The sequence below is a fragment of the Pseudomonas syringae KCTC 12500 genome, assembly GCF_000507185.2.
GTDB lineage: Bacteria > Pseudomonadota > Gammaproteobacteria > Pseudomonadales > Pseudomonadaceae > Aquipseudomonas > Aquipseudomonas syringae.
Window position 1 is genome coordinate 2,781,284 of record NZ_AYTM02000002.1, and the last position, 15,702, is coordinate 2,796,985.

Below are 15,702 nucleotides of genomic sequence, written 5' to 3' on the forward strand. Positions count from 1 at the left end.
CCGTCAGTTGCCGCGGGTGATGCTCAGCCCTTTGAGCAGGCTGAGTGCCTGGCTGAGCTGGAAGTCATCATCCTGCGGACGCGCTTTGGCGGCTGCGCCACTCTTCACGGTCGGTTTGTCTGCGCCGCCGTTGCCATTGCCCAGGTGACCCATCAGGTCGGCTTCCTTGTAGTTCTCGCCGTCCGCTTCGTTGGTGACCTTGGCCCGGCGTACCACGATGTCCGGGTTGATGCCTTGGGCCTGGATCGAGCGGCCGTTCGGCGTGTAATACAACGCGGTGGTGATCTTCAGGGCGCGATCGTTGTTCAGCGGCAGGACGGTCTGCACCGAGCCTTTGCCGAAGGTGTCAGTGCCCATCAGGATGCCGCGCTTCTGGTCTTGCAGGGCGCCGGCAACGATTTCCGATGCCGAGGCGCTGCCGCCGTTGATCAGCACTACCAGTGGCACGCCTTCGCTAGCGTCCGCCGGGTCTGCCGAGAAACGCAGTTCGGAGTTGGCGATGCGGCCTTTGGTGTAGACGATCAGACCCTTGGTGAGGAAGTGATCCGCCACCTGCACCGCCGATTGCAGCACGCCGCCCGGGTTGTTGCGCAGGTCGAGAATCAGGCCACTCATCTTCTTGCCGTTGTCCTTGCGGAATTTGGCCAGCGCCTTGCCGACTTCGTCACCGGTCTTGACCTGGAACTGGGTGATGCGGATATAGCCGTAGCCATTTTCCAGCATCTGCGCCTTGACGCTCTTGACCTGAATGGTTGCCCGCGCCAGGGTCACGTCAAACGGCGTGCCGCCATCGCGAACCAGCGTCAGGGTGATCTTTTCGCCGATCTTGCCGCGCATCTTGTCGACCGCTTCCTGCATGTTCTGGCCCTGGGTCGGCGTGCCGTTGATCTTTACGATCAGGTCGCCTGCCTCGATGCCAGCCTTGGACGCCGGTGTGTCGTCGATGGGCGAGACCACCTTGACCAAACCGTCCTCGACGCCGACTTCGATGCCCAGCCCACCGAACTCGCCGCTGGTGCTTTCCTGCAGCTCCTGGAAATCTTCCGGGCCGAGGTAGGCAGAGTGCGGATCAAGGTTGCTGAGCATGCCTTTGATGGCGTTCTCCAGCAGGGTCTTGTCGTCGACCGGCTCCACGTAGGCTGCCTTGACCCGGTCCATGACCTCGGCAAAGGTGCGCAACTCGTCGAGCGGCAGCGGTGGCTTTGCGGTGGCATTGGTTTTGGCGGGCGAGACTGCTGCAGGCGTGGCTGGCGCGGTCTTTTCGGCAGCTTGCGCCAGAGGCGCGCCGATAACGATGGCAATTGCCAGGGCCAGCGAGGTGAGGCGGGACAAATGCAGCATGTCTAACGAACTCCTACAAATATTGACGCCGACTTATCCTTGAGTGCGGCACCATTGGGCCGGATCGCTGGGGCGACCCTGCTGACGAATAGCAAAGTACAACGCTGCCGTGTCCTGACCGCCACTATTGCCGACCGTGGAAATCGCTTCACCGGCTTTTACAATGTCACCTGCCGACTTGAGCAGGCTCTGGTTATGCCCGTAAAGGGTCAGATAACCGTTGCCATGGTCGAGAATGACCAGAAGCCCGGCACCGCGCAACCAGTCGGCGAACACCACTCGTCCGCCATGCACGGCACGTACCTGGCTTCCGGCTGCGGCGCTGATCATGACGCCGTCCCATTTGGTACGTTCGTCATCACCGCGGGCTTCACCGAAACGCGCAAGCAGTCGACCATCGATAGGCCATGGAAGTTTTCCCTTGGCCTGTGCAAAAGGTCCGCCGTAGGAAACTCCGGCACTGGAAACGACTGCGCCGGGGGCTTTGACCGGGCGACGCGGTGCCGGTTCATCATCGCTTTTGCTACTGCTGTTGCTGCTGTTATTGCGGGCGACGGCTTCAGCTTCGCGCTGACGCTTCTCTTCCGCCTCGCGGGCGGCAACCAGCGCCTTCTGGCGAGCTTCTTCGGCTTCCCGTGCCTGGCGGGCCAGGGTTTCTTCGATGGTCTTGAGGACCTTGGCCAGATCGGCCTGATCCTGCTGACGGGCCTGCATTTTCTGATCGCGGGCCTTGTAGTCCTGATTCAGCTTGGCCAGCGCCTGCTGACGTTCCTGGCGAACCTTGGCCAGCTCTTCGCTCTGGCTGTCGAGACTGCTTTTCTGCACCAGCAGTTGGGCCTGTTGCAGGTCGATGTCTTTTTCGACATTGGCCAGCTGGCGCAGGGTTTCATTGAAGTTGCGTAGCTGCTCCAAGCGCGCCTGGCTCAGGTAATCGTAATACGTGAGGGTTCGGGCGAACTTCTCGGGGTGTTGCTGGTTGAGCAATAGCTTGAGGTACTCTTGGCGGCCACTCTGGTAAGCGGCGCGGGCCTGGATGGCGATCAGGCGTTGCTGTTCAACGCGGGCGCTGTTCAGTTTCTTTTTTTCACTGTCGAGCTTTTGCAGCTCGGTTTCGGTCTTTTTTAGTTCCTTTTGCAGGACCTCGACCTGCTTTTCCAACTTGCCCATTTCGGTTTCAGTGGTGCGCAGGTCCTTCTGGACGCCTGCACGTTCTTCCTGAAGCTTGCCCAGGACTTTTTGCAGCTCTGCCACATCCTGACGCGCAGCATCTATCTGTTTTTGGGTTTGCACACGCTCGTCTTCGGCAAACGCCGGATTGAGCAGGCAGATCAGAGCAAGGGCAATCAAGGCGCGAAGCATGTGGGTGGGCGATACCGAGGAATTGTGAGAAAAAATGTCAGGCCTAGTATGCCCGCCATGCGCTGCAAAAAAAACGCCTCGCAGCCACTGCTTTGAGGCCTGAAACATAAAAAACCGGCCTTGCCTGATGGCTAAAGGCCGGTTTTGACCGGGTTACTCGGTCACGAGGATCGAGTGGCCGGTCATTTCCTGCGGTTTCTCCATGCCCAGCAGATGCAGCATGGTCGGCGCGACATCGGCCAGAACGCCGCCTTGGCGAACTTTCAGCTGACGTTTGCCAACATAAACGAACGGCACCGGCTCGGAGGTGTGCGCAGTATGCGCCTGTCCGGTGGCGTCGTCGGTCATCTGTTCGACGTTGCCGTGATCCGCTGTAATCAGCGCCTCACCACCAACTTTCTCCAGCGCCTCGGTGATGCGCCCCACACACACGTCCAGGCATTCCACAGCCTTGATCGCGGCTTCCATGATGCCGCTGTGGCCAACCATGTCACCGTTGGCGTAGTTGACGACGATCACGTCATAACGCTGATGTTCGATGGCATCGACAATCTTGTCGGTCACTTCCGGTGCGCTCATTTCCGGCTGCAGGTCGTAGGTGGCGACTTTCGGCGACGGGATCAGAATGCGCTCTTCACCCGGGAACGGTTCTTCACGCCCGCCGGAGAAGAAGAAGGTGACGTGGGCGTATTTCTCGGTTTCGGCGATGCGCAGCTGGGTCTTGCCGTTGTCCGCCAGGTACTCGCCCAGCACGTTTTTCAGGCTGCCCGCAGCAAAAGCGGACGGCGCAGGGATGCTGGCCGCGTACTGGGTCAGCATCACGTAGTTGACCTTCGGCTGACGGGCGCGCTCGAAGTCCTTGAAATCGTCTTCGACGAACACACGGGTCAGTTCACGGGCGCGGTCGGCGCGGAAGTTCATGAACACCACCGCGTCGCCATCTTCCACGCGGGCGGCTTCGCCGATGCGGGTGGCTTTGACGAACTCGTCGTTCTCGTCGCGTGCGTAGGCGGCTTCGAGCCCGGCAACGGCGCTGTCTGCGTGGAAATCGGCGGTGCTGTCGACGATCAGGTTATAGGCAGACGAAACCCGGTCCCAGCGGTTGTCACGGTCCATGGCGAAGTAGCGGCCGACGATCGTGGCGGTGCGGCCCTTGCCCAGGCGGGCGAAGGTTGCGTCCATCAGCTCAAGGGATTTCTTCGCGCTGCGCGGTGGCGTGTCGCGGCCATCAAGGAAGGCGTGCAGGTAGATTTTTTCTGCACCGCGTTTGACCGCCAGTTCCGCCATCGCCACCAGATGGTCCTGGTGGCTGTGCACGCCGCCATCGGAGAGCAGGCCCATGATGTGCACGGCCTTGCCGGCGCTGACAGCTTTATCCACAGCGGCGCAGATGGTCGGGTTCTCGAAGAACTCGCCATCGCGAATCGCTTTGGTCACCCGAGTGAAGTCCTGATACACCACGCGGCCGGCACCCAGGTTCATGTGCCCGACCTCGGAGTTGCCCATCTGCCCGTCCGGCAGACCGACATCCATGCCCGACCCGGAAATCAGGCCATTGGGCATGGTTTGGTAGAGGCGATCCATGACCGGCATCTTCGCGGCCAGAATGGCATTGCCCTTGTGGCTTTCGCTGTGTCCGAAGCCATCCAGGATGATAAGAACCAGAGGTTTTGGCGTGGCAGTCATAGAACCCACTCGATGCTGATTGGATAAAGAGATGAACAAAGTACAAGGGAACGGCATTTTAAGGACAAGTTCAAACGGCGTCACCGCCGTACGGACTTTGGCCGACCTTGGCTGCTGTGTATACTGGCCGACATTTTAACGCCCTGGAACCTACTGATGGTTGCTCACCTGCTTGAATTCGCCACTAACCACTATTTGATCACCGGTGCCTTCGTCATTTTGCTGGGATTGCTGATTGCTTACGAAATGAGCAAGGGCGGCGCTAGCCTGAGCACTCGCGAGCTGACCGCGCTGGTCAACAGCGATCAGGGTGTGGTCATCGACGTGCGCTCGAAAAAGGATTACACCGCAGGGCACATCGTCGGCTCTCTGAATTTCCCGCAGGACAAGGTACTGACCCGTACCGCTGAACTGGAGAAATACAAGGACAAGACGTTGATCATAGTCGATGCAATGGGGCAGCATGCTGGCACCACCGCCCGCGAGCTGCTCAAGTCCGGCTTCAAGGCGGCCAAGCTGTCCGGCGGCATTTCCAGCTGGCGCGGCGATAACCTTCCTCTGGTGAAGTGAACATGGCTCAAGTCATCGTCTATTCCAGCGACTACTGCCCGTATTGCATACGTGCCAAACAGCTTCTGCAGAGCAAAAGCGTGGCCTTCGAGGAAATCCGGGTCGACGGCAAGCCGCAGCTGCGTGCCGAAATGACCAAGAAGGCCGGTCGTACTTCCGTACCGCAAATCTGGATCGGCTCGACCCACGTGGGCGGCTGCGATGACCTGTTTGCTCTGGAGCGTGCCGGCAAGCTCGATGCGCTGCTGGCCTGATACCCCTTAATCTTTCAGCCTAATCTGACAAGGATCCGAGATGACCGATCAACCGAACAACGACGCCGTTGCCAACGAAGAAAACGGCCCACAATTCTCCCTGCAGCGTATCTACGTTCGCGACCTGTCGTTCGAAGCGCCAAAAAGCCCGGCGATCTTCCGCCAAGAGTGGACGCCGACCGTTAGCCTGGACCTCAACACCCGTCAGAAGCAGCTGGAAGGCGATTTCTACGAAGTCGTACTGACCCTGTCCGTGACCGTCAACAATGGCGACGAAGTTGCCTTCATCGTTGAAGTGCAACAGGCCGGTATCTTCCTGATCAAGGGCCTGGACGACGGCGCAATGAGCCACACCCTCGGTGCGTTCTGCCCGAACATCCTGTTCCCTTACGCTCGTGAAGCCATCGACAACCTGGTCGTACGTGGCTCGTTCCCTGCGCTGATGCTGGCTCCGGTGAACTTCGACGCCCTGTACGCGCAAGAGCTGCAGCGCATGCAGGAAGCTGGCGAAACGCCGACTGTTCAGTAAGCGTTACCGCTGCAAACAAAAAGCGCCTTTCGGGGCGCTTTTTTGTGCTTGGCCGCTCGGTCTAGGCAAACCCGTGCTGACGCCATGCTTCATAGACAGCCACGGCCACCGTGTTGGACAGGTTCAAGCTGCGGCAGCCTTCACGCATGGGCAGCCGCAGACGATGCTCGCTGCTCAGCGAGTCGAGAATATCGGCGGGCAGGCCACGGCTCTCCGGACCGAACAGAAAGGCATCGCCTGGCTCAAAGCTCGCATCATGAAAAGGCCGAGAGCCTTTGGTGGTGAAGGCAAACACCCTCGGGTTGCCTATCTTCTCCAGACAGCTTGCCAGGTCAGCATGTGTCTGCAGCGTGGCATACTCGTGATAATCGAGCCCGGCACGGCGCAAGCGCTTGTCGTCCAGCTCGAAACCCAAGGGTTCGATCAAATGCAGGGTGCAGCCACTGTTGGCGCATAGCCTGATGACATTGCCGGTATTCGGCGGAATTTCTGGTTGAAAAAGGATGACGTGAAACATGCACGGCTCCGAACGAAAGGACGGGATGCATTCTACCCTTGAAGAGGACCCGAGACCGAAGCTATGGCCGCGTGTTCTTGGTTCCATGGCGATTGTCGGGTTTACCGTGGGCACCATTATCGGCCGCCTGCAGCAGCCTGACCCGGTCGAGCTGGAGCAAATCGAAGAATTGCCTGCCGGTCTGGCGCTCTGGTTCAACGAAGAACCGAAGTATCGCGGTGCGACAGTCGATGGTGCAGTGGTAGTCAACGTCGATGCGTCAGGACAGCCGTGGACGGGCCAACTGAGGTTCGACAATCGGGTTGCGCGCTGGAAGGTGGAACGAGGAGAGAAGGGGTTGGTGCTGACGCTCCTGGCAGCCCGTCCACTTCATGGCGACTGGCGCACTGAGAAGGTGGACGGGCGCTGGAGACTGGAGGTCAGTCTCCGGGAGGAATAAAAGAGGGGAATCCCCGGCCTGCCTGTACCAAGGTCCCCAAAACTGGCGATGTAATACTTGTTGCAGGGGGCGTGCCAGTTTTCAAATCGTTTCAGAAAAAACGTGTTCGCGTGAGAAGCGGATCCTCCCTGCGTGAGGCCATGCTTTATTCCTGAAACTCATAACTCTTTGAATTATAAATATTTATACATGTTGCTCGTGTGCCGGAAGTGATTTGGCTATAGAGCGGAGTCGTAGTGCCGCGTCGTTCATCCTTGATAACGCAGTACACGTTCCAGCCTTCCGGTTTTCCAGAAGCGCACTCAATTTGCGCACCACTAGCGTGCAGAAACCCATACTGATGCACTCGTCCATCCGAACTCGATGATGGATCGGTGCCCCTCACGTGCACAAATGAGCCGTTTGCGCATTGGCCAATCGGCTGGCTGTTACGGCGCCGGACACCAGAATTGCCTTTTTGTTCACGTGGGCTACAGTGAAGGACGGCTCTGAAGGCCGAAAATCGCTTGAAAATGGCCCAAAAAAGCAAAGTGAAAAAAAATTTTTGTGCTTGAACACGGTGCGCCGTCAAAGTGATGACAACTGTCACATTAACTGACTAATCTCCCCGAAGTTCCCGTAATACAAGGCTTTCGCCAGTTTTGCATCAGCACTCTGCTGGCGGGGATCGAGGCCGGTTAAGGTGCATTTTTCCGGTCGGGGCACGAAAACGATAGATCTGACGAACGGTACCAAAATAAGTTTTGGGAAATGGGTAGTCAGGTCGATACACTCCGTGACGTCTTTGCTGACACGAGTTGTGACAAATGACTGGATGTTCTCAAGATTCCAGCAATGGTTTCTTCAGCGCATAAAAAGCATTGCACCGACGTGTTGCCATCGACAAAAGCGGTCTAGTCAAAAGTCAGGGCGAACAGAATCCATTGATCTCGGATCGGGACTGTCGCCTATCGCTAATCCGTGGGTCAGGGCCAAGCCCGGCACCATGGATATAAAAAATTAGATTCACGAGGAGCGTAGTAATGAAGAAGTCCACCCTGGCTTTGGCCGTCACCGTTGGTGTATTGGCTCAGCAGGCCAGCGCAGCTGGTTTCCTGGAAGACAGTAAAGCGTCCGTCAGTTCTCGTACTCTGTATTTCAACAACGACCTGCGTGAAGGCGTTCGTGCTTCCGACCAGCGCGAAACCGCGACCGGTCTGAAATTTGACTACCTCTCTGGTTTCACTCAGGGCACCGTCGGTTTTGGTCTTGATGCGCAAGCTCTGGTAGGGGTGCACTTGGGTGGCGGCATTGATCACCACAATGCCAACACAGCCAACACCGTTGTTCCAACTGACACTGATGGTTCTTCGGTCAGCGACTGGTCCCGTATCGGTGCCAACGCGAAGGTCCGCTTCTCCAAGACCGAATTGAAACTCGGTAACGCTTTGGCTCCGAACCTGCCGATTCTGGTCAGCAACGACGGTCGTTTGCTGCCTCAGGCGTTTGCTGGCGGTATCGTGACGTCGAAAGAACTGGACAGCGTTACCTTCACTGCTGGTCAATTGAACAAGTCGATTGGCCGTGCATCTTCGGACTGGGGTGATCTCTCCGTCAACGGCGCAACCGAAGGCAGCGACCAGTTCCGTTTTGGTGGCGCTGACTGGAAGGTCACCAAAGACCTGACCCTGCAGTACTACTACGCGAATCTGGAAGACTTCTACAAGCAACACTTCCTCGGTTTGGTGCACGTTTACCAAATCGACGCCAACCAGTCTTTCAAGACTGACCTGCGTTACTTCAATAGCAGCTCTGACGGCAAGAACAGCAGCGGCGCTTCAGGTTATGCCTTCAACAACAACAGCGGTTACGCCAAGACCCCTGGTGAAGTTGACAACCAAACCTGGTCTGCCATGTTCACCTACTCGCTGGGCGGCCATGCATTCATGGTCGGTCACCAGCAAGTTGGCGATGACGGCGGTTTCGTGAACCTGAACCAAGGCTCCCTGCGTAACGGTAACAACCGTCCGGAAGGTAACGGCGGCGCCAGCTTCTACCTGTTCACTGACTCGATGATCAACAGCTTCAACCGTGCCGGTGAGAACACCACGTTCGGTCAGTATTCGTATGACTTCGCGAAAGTCGGTATTCCAGGCCTGAAAACAGCCATTGCTTATCTGCATGCTGACGACATCAAAGGCGCACGTGGGACTACCTCGTTCGGTAAAGAGTACTCCGAGTGGGAACGCGACATGCGCGTTGACTACGTGATTCAGAGCGGTGCTTTGAAAGGGTTTGGCACCAGTGTTCGTTACGGTACCTACCGTGCCGATGACGGCCTGAACAACTCCTCGAATGCGGATCAGGCTCGCGTACTCTTCAACTACACCTACAACTTCATGTAAGTGTATTGAGGCTTAAAGGAACCCCGCCCCGTGCGGGGTTTCTTTTGCCTGTTTTTTGATATTCCTGACAGGTCTATTGGGCGCATTATTTATTCTTTTTAACTTCTCTCGACAGGGCGCACAGTAGTGCTATACCAAGGCCTACCCGATACAGACAAGGAGCAACACCATGACACTGCGACTTGGCGACATCGCCCCTGATTTCGAACAGGAATCCAGTGAGGGGCGTATACGTTTTCATGAGTGGCTCGGCGACAGCTGGGGTGTGCTGTTCTCTCATCCGGCTGACTTCACGCCGGTGTGCACCACAGAGCTGGGCTTCACTGCCAAACTGAAAGACGAGTTCGCCAAGCGCGGCGTGAAAGCCATTGCGCTGTCGGTGGACCCTGTCGATTCGCACATCAAGTGGATCGACGACATCGACACCACGCAAAACACCCTGGTCAACTTCCCGATTCTTGCCGACGCTGATCGCAAAGTTTCCGACCTGTACGACCTGATTCATCCTAATGCCAACGACACGCTGACTGTGCGCTCGCTGTTCGTGATCGATCCGAACAAGAAGGTGCGTCTGACGATTACCTATCCGGCCAGCACCGGGCGTAACTTCCACGAGATTCTGCGCGTCATCGACTCCCTGCAATTGACCGACAACTACAAGGTCGCCACGCCCGCCAACTGGGTGGACGGCGATGACGTAGTGATCGTGCCGTCGATCAAGGATGAAGCCGAGATAAAACAACGCTTTCCCAAGGGCTATAAAGCGGTCACGCCTTATCTGCGCCTGACACCACAGCCAAACCGCTGATTTCCGATCTACCAAGCGTGGGGTTATTCGGGCCGATTTATCGGCCCTTTTTTATTCCTTCCTCATAGCCGCCTGCTGCGTCGCTTCATCAATCGCGGACGCGGAGCATGGGCACGATAGTCGAGATTATCGTTCCTCACGCTCCAGCGTAGGAGTGCATGTCCTGACGCTCTGCGTCACAGGTCCAAGGGGTGCAGGCAACGGCATTTTCTTTATATTCATTTATGGAATAACTAAATGAATAAATAAGATTTATAGATATAAAAAAGGGCTGTTAATGTCGTGCCTATTCCCACCTTGCTCGTTCCTCAGCGGTCGAGCAGGGGACCACCCCAAATAGGTAAAGGAGCGCATATGCGCACTGTCATTTTGCGTCGAAGCCTTGTCGCGCTGTTTGCTGCTGCGGTCGCTCTTGGTGCGGTCACTCAGGCTCAGGCGGAAGATCTGCGCATCGGTTACCAGAAGTACGGCACGCTGGTGCTGCTCAAGGCCAAGGGCTCGCTGGAAAAGCGTCTGGCCGAGCAGGGTGTGAAAGTCCAGTGGACGGAGTTCCCTGGCGGCCCGCAGCTGCTTGAAGGCCTGAACGTCGGTTCTATCGACTTCGGCGTAACAGGCGAAACGCCGCCGGTCTTCGCTCAGGCCGCGGGCGCGGACCTGCTGTATGTGGCCTACGAGCCGCCAGCACCGACCAGTGAAGCCATCCTGGTCCCCAAAGACTCCCCGATTACTTCGGTCAAAGACCTGAAGGGCAAGAAAGTCGTCCTCAATAAGGGCTCGAACGTCCATTACCTGCTGGTCAAGGCGCTGGAAGATGCGGGTCTGAAATACACCGATATCCAGACCGTCTTCCTGCCTCCGGCCGATGCGCGTGCCGCTTTCGAGCGCGGCAGCGTGGATGCCTGGGTCATCTGGGACCCGTACCAGGCCGCTGCTGAAAAGCAATTGCAGGCGCGAACCCTGAAAGACGGCACCGGCATTGTCGACAACCATCAGTTCTATCTCGCCACCAAGCCGTACGCGCAGAAAAAACCCAAGGTGATTCAGGCGCTGGTCGAAGAGGTCCGAGCGGTGGGCGAGTGGTCCAAGGCCAACCCCGATGAAGTGACCCAACAGGTCGCGCCGTTGCTGGGGCTGCCGGCCGATATCACCCTGACTTCAGTGAAGCGGCAGGGCTACGGCGCGCAGTTCCTTACCCCGCCGGTGGTGGCGGCACAGCAGAAAATCGCTGACACCTTCTACCAGCTCAAGCTGATTCCAAAGCCGCTCAGCATTGCTGATGTGGTCTGGACACCTCCTGCTGCTGTTGCTCAAGCACAGTGATCGTCAGGCCCTTCGAGGAGACAACTCCATGAGCCTCAGTGCTTCGCAACGCATCATTCACCGACTGGCGCCCTGGGCACTTCCAGTCCTGTTGTTGGCAGTCTGGCAGCTGTCAGTCAGCGCCGGCTGGTTATCCACACGCATTCTGCCCGCACCCAGCGCGGTCATCGAAGCGGGCATAAACCTGGTCGCCAGCGGCGAAATCTGGACGCATCTTGCGATCAGCGGCTGGCGTGCCGGGATCGGGTTTGCCATTGGCGGCGGCATCGGTCTGGCGCTGGGCTTCATCACCGGCCTGAGCAAATGGGGTGAGCGTCTGCTGGACAGCTCGGTGCAGATGATTCGCAACGTGCCGCACCTGGCGCTGATTCCGCTGGTCATCCTGTGGTTCGGCATCGACGAGACCGCCAAGATATTCCTAGTCGCACTGGGCACTCTGTTCCCGATTTACCTGAATACCTACCACGGCATCCGCAACATCGATCCGGCGCTGGTAGAAATGTCCCGTAGCTACGGCCTGTCAGGTTTCAGCCTGTTCCGTCATGTGATCCTGCCGGGCGCCATGCCTTCGATTCTGGTCGGCGTGCGCTTTGCGCTGGGCTTCATGTGGCTGACGCTGATCGTCGCGGAAACCATTTCCGCCAGCTCCGGCATCGGCTACCTGGCGATGAATGCACGGGAATTTCTGCAAACCGACGTCGTGGTGCTGGCCATTGTGTTGTACGCCGTACTCGGCAAGCTGGCCGATCTGGCGGCGCGGGGCCTGGAACGTGTCTGCCTGCGCTGGCACCCGGCCTATCAAGTGAGCAAAGGCGGTGCCGCATGACCAGTCTGAAACAGCAACCTCCACACTTGCTGCGTGGCATCCCGCTGGCGGTACGCAAGCTGAAAAAAGCGTTCGGCGCCCGCGAAGTGCTCAAGGACATCGACCTGCACATCCCTGCGGGTCAGTTCGTCGCCATCGTCGGCCGCAGCGGTTGCGGCAAAAGCACCCTGTTGCGCCTGCTCGCCGGCCTCGACAAACCGACGCAGGGACAGCTACTTGCAGGCTCTGCGCCATTGGACGATGCCCGCGAAGACACGCGATTGATGTTTCAGGAAGCGCGCTTGCTGCCCTGGAAAAAGATCATCGACAACGTCGGCCTTGGCCTGAGCGGCGACTGGCGGGCGCAGGCTCTTGAAGCGCTTGAGGCCGTCGGCCTTGCCGAGCGCGCCAATGAATGGCCTGCCGCATTGTCCGGTGGCCAGAAGCAACGCGTTGCCCTGGCCCGTGCGCTGATTCACAAGCCGCGCCTGCTGTTGCTCGACGAGCCGTTGGGCGCGCTGGATGCCCTGACCCGGATCGAAATGCAGCAACTGATCGAAAAACTGTGGGGCCAGTATGGTTTCACGGTGTTGCTGGTAACCCACGACGTCAGCGAGGCCGTGGCCATTGCCGACCGGGTGATCCTGATCGAAGAAGGGCAGATCGGGCTCGATCTGCTGGTCGACCTGCCACGCCCGCGTGTTCGTGGTTCGCATCGCCTCGCAGCGCTGGAGGCCGAAGTGCTCAACCGCGTGCTGGCCCTGCCGGGTTCGCCACCTGACCCGGAACCGTTTTCGCCACTGCCTACGCAATTGCGCTGGGCAAATTAACCCTGATCCCCAAAGGAAGACATGCCATGACTATCAAAGCCATTAACGTTCGCAACCAGTTCAAAGGCACCATCAAGGAAATCGTCCACGGCGACGTACTGTCGGAAATCGACGTACAGACCGCATCGGGCGTCGTGACCTCGGTCATCACCACCCGCTCGGTCAAGGAGCTGGAGCTGGTCGTCGGCAGCGAAGTCATCGCCTTCGTGAAGTCCACTGAAGTCTCCATCGCCAAGCTGTAAACGATGGGCAAAAAACACCCCGGACGGTCCTGACCCTCCGGGTTTTTTTGCTTTTTACCTAGCAGTTATGCGAGGTAGGCGACGTATCGGTTTTGCTGGATGCTGACGGCTGGTTCTATTTGAAAAAACTGCCATGACCTCCCCCGACCAGACAGTGCTGTGCACGTATCGCTACGACCCGCTGGACCGTCTGGCTTCCAGCTCGCCGTTGGGGCAGACGGATGTGCAGCGCTTCTATCAAAAAAACCGTCTGGCAACCGAGATTGAGGGCGTGCTGCAGCGTACGGTCTTTCAGCATGAAGACCTGTTATTGGCTCAGCAGCGGCATGTTGATGGTGTGGTGAACACGACGCTGCTTGCGACCGATCCGCAGCGCTCTGTCCTGCGGCTTGTGGATAAGTCTGGAATTGAGCCTGTGGCGTACAGCGTCTATGGTCATCACCCGGCTGAAAGCGGACTGACCAGTTTGCTGGGATTCAATGGCGAGCGGCGTGATCCGGTGACCGGGCATTATCTGCTGGGGAATGGGTATCGGGCTTACAACCCGGTGTTGATGCGGTTCAACAGCCCGGACAGTTTGAGTCCGTTTGATGAGGGCGGGTTGAATGCGTATGGGTATTGTGGGGGGGATCCGGTGGGAGTTGTGGATCCGTCGGGGCATATGCCATTTTCAATTCTCATACAGGCGGCAGACTTGATTGAGAAGTTCGGTCCGCAAGCAGCTACTCTTATTGCAAAGAGGGCTCTGCAAGGCGTCAGCCCCGTTGCGCGTGTTTTAGGGGGCAAACATACACCTGCGTCTGTAAAATCCTTGGTATCTGAAAATGTAAGTAGGCTACCGTCCGCCTCTACGTCTACCTCGTCGGCTAAATCTGTTTCAGGTCGTAAGGCTAGTGAGGGATATATAAGGTTGCAAAAATTAAGAAAAAGTGTAAGTCATGTAGGTGAGACTAACGTGCCTTCGAATGATCAAGCCGCCTTGGCAAGGTATAACAGGCTTGAGGGGCGCATACGCGCCGTTGATGATCTGATAGACCACTACAGGAAAAATACTAAGAAAGTTAAGCACAGTGCACGTACCGCTCAAGAATCGCTAGAGGGTTACATGAAAAAGCGTCCTGAAGTGGTCGCCCAGTTTGAGGCATACCGTGATAAATTTAATAAAAGGATGCGTTCTAGAATTCGGGATCCGGACCAGGTTAATTAATATCGCTATCTCAGGCTCTCTTCACCCCAGCGCCGGTAAATACAACCCAAATAAGCATCAAACACCCGCATCCCTTCCTCGGCCATGCGTGGTGTGATCTCGTCATGTAACTGAACCGACCGCGCATACACCCGATCCTCCCGGTCCCATCGCCGCCTGCATCATTTTGCAATGCAGGCAGCTTGAGGCGGCGATCAAAGACCTCAAGCATGATGCTTTCAGAATCGAAGTCGAACGTTTACCTAGCAGTTATGCGAGGTAGGCGACGTATCGGTTTTGCCGGATGCTGACGGCTGGTTCTATGTGAAACAACTGCCATGGCCTCTCCCGACCCGATAATGCTATGCACGTATCGCTACGACCCGCTGGACCGTCTGGCTTCCAGCTTGCCGGTGGGGCTGGCTGATATTCGGCGTTTCTATCAAAAGAACCGCCTGGCGACCGAGATACAGGGCGCGCTGCAGCGTACGGTCTTTCAGCATGAAGACCTGTTATTGGCTCAGCAGCTGCATGTTGATGGTGTGGTGGACACGACACTGCTTGCGACCGATCAGCAGCGTTCTGTCCTGCGGCTTGTGGATAAGTCTGGAATTGAGCCTGTGGCGTACAGCGCCTATGGTCATCACCCGGCTGAAAGCGGGTTGACCAGCCTGCTGGGTTTTAATGGCGAGCGGCGTGACCCGGTGACCGGGCATTATCTGCTGGGGAATGGGTATCGGGCGTATAATCCGGTGTTGATGAGGTTCAACAGTCCCGACAGTTTGAGTCCGTTTGATGAGGGCGGGTTGAATGCGTATGGGTATTGTGGGGGTGATCCGATTGGGTTTGTGGATCCGTCAGGGCATGCGCCGTATAACAGGCTACTTAGACTGGCACTAGAAAACGCACGCTTGAAATCACTTAGCCGGAAAGATCGAATATCTACCCGTTTGTTGTGGGTGCTTGGCAAACGCTCAGAAGCGCCTCCTTCACGGAAAGGCAAGCCTTTACCCATATCACCCCTGGCATCAACGAGCGCTGCTTCATCTCCTCCGCTATCTATGGCCTCAGCTCTGCAAGTTTCTGATAAAGGTAAGCTGTCGGTCGCCTTTCCGGACATGAGTTGGGAGTATAGGGTGAGAAAGACTAAGGAGTTTCATACTCCAATTGACACGGCGGCACCCTCGGATTTTAAGACGGCCCAAACCCTTTTGGATTTGCACAATAAAAGACGGGTAGACGTCGAAAAGTTCATCTGTTTTCACAATGCCAGACGGGCTGTTAGCACTGAGAATGCTATAGCGGCTGGTCCATCACAGTTTTATAAAGCTATCAGGGAGAGAGATATTAATAATTTTAAATTATACGCGGCTGATATGTATAGGATACACCGTAAGGCTATACGTAAACAGCATAAATAACAGTATTGCAC

At 57.1% G+C, this 15,702-nt stretch carries 16 protein-coding genes and 1 pseudogene; 12 read left to right on the plus strand and 5 right to left on the minus strand.

What is annotated here, in order from left to right; translation table 11 throughout:
• Positions 1-3: 3 nt before the first annotated feature.
• From V476_RS12730 to gpmI, 3 genes are all read right to left on the minus strand, one after another.
• Entirely contained in the window at positions 4-1,341 is a 1,338-nt protein-coding gene (locus V476_RS12730; protein ID WP_003427326.1) for a S41 family peptidase, read from the minus strand.
• A gap of 33 nt (positions 1,342-1,374) precedes the next feature.
• Positions 1,375-2,700 (minus strand): murein hydrolase activator EnvC family protein, encoded by a 1,326-nt coding sequence (locus tag V476_RS12735; RefSeq protein WP_003427330.1) that lies wholly within the window; start codon positions 2,698-2,700, stop codon positions 1,375-1,377.
• A 153-nt stretch (positions 2,701-2,853) separates the two neighbouring features.
• The gene (gene gpmI, locus V476_RS12740; protein ID WP_003427331.1) at positions 2,854-4,386 is read right to left on the minus strand and encodes a 2,3-bisphosphoglycerate-independent phosphoglycerate mutase; all 1,533 of its coding nucleotides are present in this window, start codon (positions 4,384-4,386) and stop codon (positions 2,854-2,856) included.
• Between the two features lie 156 nt (positions 4,387-4,542).
• On the opposite strand from gpmI, the gene V476_RS12745 reads away from it, so the two are divergent.
• From V476_RS12745 to secB, 3 genes are read left to right on the plus strand one after another with little or no spacing between them, the layout of a single operon-like run.
• Positions 4,543-4,956, plus strand: a complete 414-nt coding sequence (locus V476_RS12745) for a rhodanese-like domain-containing protein (protein ID WP_003318290.1) — start codon at positions 4,543-4,545, stop codon at positions 4,954-4,956.
• A 2-nt stretch (positions 4,957-4,958) separates the two neighbouring features.
• Positions 4,959-5,210, plus strand: a complete 252-nt coding sequence (grxC, locus tag V476_RS12750) for a glutaredoxin 3 (protein WP_002551467.1) — start codon at positions 4,959-4,961, stop codon at positions 5,208-5,210.
• A 40-nt stretch (positions 5,211-5,250) separates the two neighbouring features.
• Complete coding sequence (gene secB, locus V476_RS12755; protein WP_003372189.1) at positions 5,251-5,739, plus strand: protein-export chaperone SecB; 489 nt, start codon at positions 5,251-5,253, stop codon at positions 5,737-5,739.
• 61 nt (positions 5,740-5,800) lie between these two features.
• Here secB and V476_RS12760 read toward each other — a convergent pair whose 3' ends face one another.
• Positions 5,801-6,256: a tRNA (cytidine(34)-2'-O)-methyltransferase gene (locus V476_RS12760; protein ID WP_004407330.1), complete on the minus strand. Its 456-nt coding sequence runs from the start codon at positions 6,254-6,256 to the stop codon at positions 5,801-5,803.
• Between V476_RS12760 and V476_RS12765 the strand changes: the two genes are divergently transcribed.
• From V476_RS12765 to V476_RS12800, 8 genes are all read left to right on the plus strand, one after another.
• The gene (locus V476_RS12765) at positions 6,255-6,695 is read left to right on the plus strand and encodes a hypothetical protein (RefSeq protein ID WP_003427333.1); all 441 of its coding nucleotides are present in this window, start codon (positions 6,255-6,257) and stop codon (positions 6,693-6,695) included. The two genes, V476_RS12760 and V476_RS12765, sit on opposite strands and share 2 nt — an antisense overlap.
• Positions 6,696-7,717: 1,022 nt before the next feature.
• Entirely contained in the window at positions 7,718-9,079 is a 1,362-nt protein-coding gene (locus tag V476_RS12770; protein WP_024959110.1) for an OprD family outer membrane porin, read from the plus strand.
• Between the two features lie 169 nt (positions 9,080-9,248).
• Positions 9,249-9,887: a peroxiredoxin gene (locus V476_RS12775; protein WP_024959111.1), complete on the plus strand. Its 639-nt coding sequence runs from the start codon at positions 9,249-9,251 to the stop codon at positions 9,885-9,887.
• Between the two features lie 354 nt (positions 9,888-10,241).
• On the plus strand, positions 10,242-11,207 hold the full coding sequence (locus tag V476_RS12780; RefSeq protein WP_024959112.1) for a sulfonate ABC transporter substrate-binding protein: 966 nt from the start codon (positions 10,242-10,244) through the stop codon (positions 11,205-11,207).
• A 28-nt stretch (positions 11,208-11,235) separates the two neighbouring features.
• On the plus strand, positions 11,236-12,033 hold the full coding sequence (ssuC, locus tag V476_RS12785) for an aliphatic sulfonate ABC transporter permease SsuC (protein WP_003394402.1): 798 nt from the start codon (positions 11,236-11,238) through the stop codon (positions 12,031-12,033).
• The gene (ssuB, locus tag V476_RS12790) at positions 12,030-12,842 is read left to right on the plus strand and encodes an aliphatic sulfonates ABC transporter ATP-binding protein (RefSeq protein ID WP_003427335.1); all 813 of its coding nucleotides are present in this window, start codon (positions 12,030-12,032) and stop codon (positions 12,840-12,842) included. Before ssuC ends, ssuB begins: the two co-directional genes overlap by 4 nt.
• 26 nt (positions 12,843-12,868) lie before the next feature.
• A complete protein-coding gene (locus V476_RS12795) occupies positions 12,869-13,084 on the plus strand; it encodes a TOBE domain-containing protein (protein ID WP_002555770.1) in 216 nt (71 codons plus the stop codon).
• A 133-nt stretch (positions 13,085-13,217) separates the two neighbouring features.
• Positions 13,218-14,291, plus strand: coding sequence for an RHS repeat-associated core domain-containing protein (locus V476_RS12800; protein ID WP_024959113.1), 1,074 nt, complete (start codon positions 13,218-13,220; stop codon positions 14,289-14,291).
• A gap of 5 nt (positions 14,292-14,296) precedes the next feature.
• Here V476_RS12800 and V476_RS29345 read toward each other — a convergent pair.
• A pseudogene (locus V476_RS29345) lies at positions 14,297-14,428 on the minus strand (hypothetical protein); the annotation flags it as partial.
• A gap of 180 nt (positions 14,429-14,608) precedes the next feature.
• On the opposite strand from V476_RS29345, the gene V476_RS27150 reads away from it, so the two are divergent.
• Entirely contained in the window at positions 14,609-15,691 is a 1,083-nt protein-coding gene (locus tag V476_RS27150) for an RHS repeat-associated core domain-containing protein (protein WP_024959114.1), read from the plus strand.
• Positions 15,692-15,702 lie beyond the last annotated feature (11 nt).